The organism is Saccharomonospora saliphila YIM 90502 (assembly GCF_000383795.1).
GTDB classification, from domain to species: domain Bacteria; phylum Actinomycetota; class Actinomycetes; order Mycobacteriales; family Pseudonocardiaceae; genus Saccharomonospora; species Saccharomonospora saliphila.
Map to the genome: position 1 here is coordinate 184,155 of NZ_KB912656.1, position 5,377 is coordinate 189,531.

General features: G+C 71.3%; 7 protein-coding genes. 4 read left to right on the top strand and 3 right to left on the bottom strand.

The window, feature by feature from the left end:
- Window positions 1-241 precede the first annotated feature (241 nt).
- Genes SACSA_RS0109850 through SACSA_RS0109860 form a run of 3 tightly spaced genes read left to right on the top strand, consistent with a single transcriptional unit; the run spans window position 242 to window position 1,950 of the window.
- A complete protein-coding gene (locus SACSA_RS0109850; RefSeq protein ID WP_019815488.1) occupies window positions 242-1,138 on the top strand; it encodes a lytic transglycosylase domain-containing protein in 897 nt (298 codons plus the stop codon).
- Between the two features lie 48 nt (window positions 1,139-1,186).
- The gene (locus tag SACSA_RS0109855; protein WP_028661736.1) at window positions 1,187-1,603 is read left to right on the top strand and encodes a glucitol operon activator-like protein; all 417 of its coding nucleotides are present in this window, start codon (window positions 1,187-1,189) and stop codon (window positions 1,601-1,603) included.
- Between the two features lie 2 nt (window positions 1,604-1,605).
- The gene (locus SACSA_RS0109860; protein ID WP_028661737.1) at window positions 1,606-1,950 is read left to right on the top strand and encodes a DUF3817 domain-containing protein; all 345 of its coding nucleotides are present in this window, start codon (window positions 1,606-1,608) and stop codon (window positions 1,948-1,950) included.
- Here SACSA_RS0109860 and SACSA_RS0109865 read toward each other — a convergent pair.
- From SACSA_RS0109865 to SACSA_RS0109875, 3 genes are read right to left on the bottom strand one after another with little or no spacing between them, the layout of a single operon-like run.
- Window positions 1,916-2,791: a spermidine synthase gene (locus SACSA_RS0109865; RefSeq protein WP_019815491.1), complete on the bottom strand. Its 876-nt coding sequence runs from the start codon at window positions 2,789-2,791 to the stop codon at window positions 1,916-1,918. The two genes, SACSA_RS0109860 and SACSA_RS0109865, sit on opposite strands and share 35 nt — an antisense overlap.
- Window positions 2,792-3,181, bottom strand: coding sequence for an adenosylmethionine decarboxylase (gene speD / locus SACSA_RS0109870; RefSeq protein ID WP_019815493.1), 390 nt, complete (start codon window positions 3,179-3,181; stop codon window positions 2,792-2,794).
- Window positions 3,171-4,343, bottom strand: coding sequence for a type III PLP-dependent enzyme (locus tag SACSA_RS0109875; protein WP_028661738.1), 1,173 nt, complete (start codon window positions 4,341-4,343; stop codon window positions 3,171-3,173). Before SACSA_RS0109875 ends, speD begins: the two co-directional genes overlap by 11 nt.
- A 693-nt stretch (window positions 4,344-5,036) precedes the next feature.
- Here SACSA_RS0109875 and SACSA_RS25970 point away from each other — a divergent pair.
- The coding region (locus tag SACSA_RS25970) for a hypothetical protein (protein WP_198009032.1) at window positions 5,037-5,377 on the top strand (341 nt) is incomplete at its 3' end.

Consider the following 5,377-nt stretch of genomic DNA (forward strand, 5'->3'; position numbering starts at 1 on the left):
CGGCGCCGGGCCACCGCACTGTCGGCGCGCCGGGCCACGGCACTGTCGGCGCGGAGCTCGGATCGGCTAAGGTCCGGCACCGTGCCCGTGATCGTTTTCCCGCGTGACGTGCCGGCCGTCACCCCGGCCGGAGCACGGCCCTCCTTCCGCGCGCGCGGCCAGGGAGCCGCCGGTGCCTGAACAGCAACGCCCAGGCTTGCCGGGTGCCTCCGCGCGGGCGGTGGCGGCACGGCTACTGGTCGTGGCGGTCGTCCTCGCCGTCGGCGCGGCTGGTGTGTGGCTGGTCGGCCGCACGGTCTCGCCCGGGACCGGGTCCTCGTCGGCCACACTCGCGTTGCCGCTCGAACCCGCTCCCGTGGAGCCGGGAGCGGCGGTGCCCGCCCCGGACAGCATCGGCGACGTCGAAGCCCCGGCCACACCGGGACACGGTGAGGACGGCGGCGACGGCGACGACGGCGCGGAGGGCGGCGACGACGGTAAGGGCGGAGACGACGGCCGATCAGGGCGGGACTCCTCCGGGGACGACTCGTCGGGTTCCCCCGACGCGGGCGACGGCGGCGGGTCAGGGCCGCGCACCCTCGGGCAATGGGCCGACCGGCTCGCCGACGTGGTGGGCGTCCCCTCCCGCGCCCTGGCGGCGTACGGCAACGCCGAGCTGGTGCTCAGGGCTCACCGGCCGGAGTGCAACCTGTCCTGGGCCACCCTGGCGGGCATTGGCCGGATCGAGTCCGACCACGGCCGCTACGGCGGGTCCGTGCTCGGCGTGGACGGGCGCCCCGCACCGCCGATCATCGGCATCGCACTCGACGGTTCGGAGGGCGTCCGCGCCATTCCCGACACCGACGGGGGCAGTCTCGACGGCGACACCGAGCACGACCGGGCCGTCGGTCCGATGCAGTTCATCCCCGGCACATGGAGCCGCTTCGGCGTCGACGCCTCGGGCGATGGCCGGGCCGACCCGCAGCAGATCGACGACGCGGCCCTGTCCGCGGGCCGGTACCTCTGTTCCGGTGGGCGGGACCTGGCAAGCGCGGAAGGCTGGTGGGATGGTGTGCTCGCCTACAACAACTCCGCCGAGTACGGCCGCACGGTCTTCGGTCTCGCCGACGGCTACGCCAAGCGCGCGCGAGGGCTCTGAGGCCGAGGCGTGCCCGGCGTCCTCGCCGGGAGTGCTAGCGTCGAGGACGTGTCCCTCCGTTCCGTGACCGCACGCAAGCTGGTCATCGCGAGCGTGTGCGCGGCCTGCTTCGTCGTGTGCTGCGGCCTCGCCTGGTGGCAGTGGCAGCGGTACTCCTCGGCGGGCGGCAGCTTCCAGAACCTCGGCTACGTGTTGCAGTGGCCGCTGTTCGGCCTCTTCCCGCTGTTCGCCGTGTGGCGCATCCGCAAGCTGAATCAGCAGGAACGCGCCCGCCGGTCCCAGCAGGACGAGGCGGAGTCCGAACAAGCCCGGGGCGGCCGGGTGGAGCCGCCCGCGGCCTCCGTGCGGGGCAGCGCCGCGCCGGCCCGCCCCTCCGTGCGGAAGGACACCGAGACCGACGACGCTCTGGCCGAGTACAACCGGTACCTTGCCGAGCTCAACGCCCGTGACCGGGAGGAGACGTGACGATGGTGACCACGGACAACGGTGGGACGGCGGCGACCACGTCGTTGCGCAAGCCGCTGCTGCGCTTCCGGGTCGCCGCCTTCGTCACCGGCCTCGGGCTGCTGGGACTCGTCGCCGTGATGATCCTGCGCTACGGCTTCGACAACCCGGAGCCCTCGGCTGTCTTCTCCCCGATCCACGGGGTGGTCTACATGGTCTACCTCGTGCTCGCTGTCGACCTCGGGCTGAAGGCCCGGTGGTCGATCAGGGGCACGCTCGGTGTGCTGCTCGCCGGATGCGTGCCCCTGCTCTCGTTCGTCGCCGAACGCGCCGTTACACGGCGTGTCGAGTCCGGTCGGAGGCTGTGACCCGCACCGAGTGCGGCGGCACGGTGTTGCCGCGCAGCGCCTCGGCGTCGATCGAGCGCGGCCGGTACCCGGCCTCGGGCAGCGCGTCGATCATCGTGTTCACCGGGTCGGCGACCCGGTCGGTCCGCCCGGACAGGAACGCCCACTCGTGCTCGTCGGAGCCGTAGTAGACGACCGTTTCGAACAGCTCGCCGAACCGCTCCCACGCCGTCAGCAGCGTCTCGTTCCGCCAGAGCGTGGGACAGCCCGCCTGTGCGGTCACGACTCCGCCGGGGGTGAGCAGCCGCTGGCAGCGCCGCAGGAACTCGGCGCCGTAGAGGCGGTTGTGCTGGGCCTCGGGGTCGGTGTTCTCGTCGGGGAGGTCGATCACCACCACGTCGTAGCGGTGTGTCGTCGTCGACAGGAACTCCCAGCCGTCGGTGTAGTGCACGCGCACCGGACCCGCGGCGCGTTCGGCGTCGTCGAGCTCGGCCGGGGTGTAGCCGTAGGGGAGGTGCTCGGCGCACGCGCGCACGGCGGCCTCGTCGATGTCGACGTGGTCGACGTGCTCCGCCCCCTGCTCGACCGCGAGTCTGCTGGCCACCCCCTCGCTCGAGCCGATGATCAGCACGGACCGCACGGTGTCCGCGAGCAGCATCGGCGGAACCATGAGGGCCTCGTGGTAGACGAGCTGGCTGGCCTCGGTGCTCTGCCGTTCGTCGTCGCAGAACAGGGTGAGCCCGTGGGCCGTGTGCCCGATGACGACGTGCTGATAGTCGGTGTGGGTGTCGAGGACGACGGTCGAGAGATCCCACACGCGAGTCATGCCCTCGCCCAGCGGTTCGACGATCTGTGCCGACATTCACGTCCTCGCATTCACGGGCTGGCGGCCGCGCTGGACCGTCGACATGGACACCGACCGCGTGCCGAGTGCGTCGGCCAGCAGTCGAACGGCACGCTCGGGATCGGCGCGTTCGCCACAGGTGAACACGTCGACGAACACCGCGCCGATCTCGGGATAGGTGTGAACCGACGCGTGGGACTCGGCCAGCATCGCCAGGACGGTCACGCCTTGCGGCTCGAAGCGGTGAGCGATGACTTCGCACACCGTCGCGCCCGCGTCGGTCAGCGTGCTCGCCAACGTGCTGCGCAGGAAAGTCTCGTCGTCGAGCAGGTCGGGCTCGATGTCGTCCAACTCGGCGAGGACGTGCTTGCCGGAGAACACACCGACCGGAACGAACTCACTCGGCACTGATCAGCCTCCCTTCAGAAATGCAGTACGTACGCAATGGCTCTATTCCGTTGAACGCGACCGACGAGTAACTTGCCGTGTACGCGCCTGTCGCGAGTATGTCGATCCGGTCGCCCTGTCGCAGCGACAGCGGCAGCCGGTACGGGGTTCGCTGGTAGAGCACGTCGTCACCATCGCACGTCGGCCCGGCGATGATCACAGGGCCGTCCGCGCCGGTGTGCTCGCCGACGACGTCGAACCGGTAGGCGATCGCCTCGTTCTCGGTCTCGGCCAGTCCGTTGTACCGGCCGATGTCGAGAAAGACCCAGCGGTGCGGGTCCGCTTCGGACTTGCGGGACACCAGCACCACCTCGCAGCGAATCACCCCGGCCTCGGCGACGACGGCGCGGCCGGGTTCGATGACCAGTTCGGGTCGTGTGTCCGGGAAGTGCGCGGCCAGCGCCTCCCGGACGCCGGTGGCATAGGTCTCCACCGACGGTGCGGGGCCCGCGTAGGGCACGCCGAACCCCCCTCCCACGTTCAGCCGGTGAAGCCGCACACCGTGTTCGGACACCGTGGTGAACACCTTGGCTGCCGATGCGATCGCGACGTCCCACGCGCCCGGATCCAGCTGTTGTGAGCCGACGTGAAAGCTTACCCCCACCGGTTCCAGCCCCGCCGAGGCCGCGTCGAGGCACAGCCGGGCGGCCTCGTCGGCACGGCAGCCGAACTTCTGTCCGAACGGGGTGATCGAGTCCGGACCGTCGTCGACGAGCAGTCGCACCGAGACCCGCGCGCCGGGAGCGTGCCGGGCGATGTTGTCGAGATCACCGCGGGCGTCGCACGTGAACTCCGTGACACCGCGGGCGTGCGCGGTCGCGATGTCGGCCGGTTTCTTGATCGTGTTGCCGTAGGACAGGCTCTCCGGTGGCGCTCCCGCCCGCAGGCAGAGATCGATCTCGGCGGGGCTGGCCACGTCGAACGCGGCGCCCGCGCGCGCGAGCGCGCGCAGAACGGGTGGTGCCGGGTTCGCTTTGACCGCGTACTGCACGCGGCCCGGGGCGAACGCGTCCGCGAGCGCGGCGTAGCGGGACAGCACGGTGTCGACGTCGATCACCAGTGCGGGGGTCGGGGGCCGATGCTCGGCGAGGAAGGCGCGAATCCGGTCAAGCGTTGTCTCCACTCCTGCGAGGGTAAGTCGCCGGTGCGCCGCCCGGCCGACCGAGCACGGCACTGTCCCCCCGGCGGCATGGTGGCGGAGGATGCCCTGGCGGCACCGAGTGACCGCGCCGGGCCACCACACCGGCCGATCGTTGTCCGGACAGATGTGCGCGGACGGTGGCCGCCTGACACTCGGGGCGGGAACACTTCCGGTGTGGTTGCCACAAGATCGTGCATAGTTCAGCGCGCGCGTTCCACCGACGCATGTGACGGCCTGCGCTGAACAGGTGAACCCCAGGTGGTCGTTGCTCTGTGTGGGTGAGACTTGACCGCTGGTGCTGGACGAATGCCGTAACCGGACGGTGACCTGGCGCGTCCAAGATCGGGCCGAAACGCGGGTCATGATCGGGAAGTACGAACGTTTTCGCAGGTCATCCGGCGCTTATCGACAACACTCGGAGGCCGCCCGTGTGGTGTAGGCTCTGTCCTCCCTGACCGATCTCAGGGCGGCACCGGCCCGCGGGACACGGCCGGCCGGGGGCGGCCCCGGGGCCACGCGACGACCGTGGCGCGCCCGTCGGGGACAACGATCGGTGCGAGAGCGGGACGTGAGGACGACGCGGATCGACGGCACCAGGCAGGGCCGCGGCGCGAGGTGGCGGTGTGCGGCCCGGACGTCGGTCGTGGTGGGGAAGTCGGAGGAGGAGTCACCTTCGTGAAGGTTGCGTCAGATGGCCGGGTGCCCGTGGGTCGGCTGCTCGGAGAGGACGCGGCACCGCGCTCGCGGTGGCGGGCGGTGTTGCGCTGGCGTGACTGGACTCTGCCGCGCAAGCTCGGCGCGGTCACTCTGGTGCCGATCCTGGTCGCGTTCGCCCTCGGCGGGGTGGCGCTGACCGACCACCTGGACCGCGCCGACCGCTACGACCGGCAGGACCGGCTGGCCGAGCTGGGTGCCGCGAGCCGGACGCTGCTCGACGCCCTCCAGCGCGAGCGCACCCTGACCGCCGCCGCGCTGACCGACGGCGAGGGTGCCGATTCCGCCGAGTTGCGCGCGGT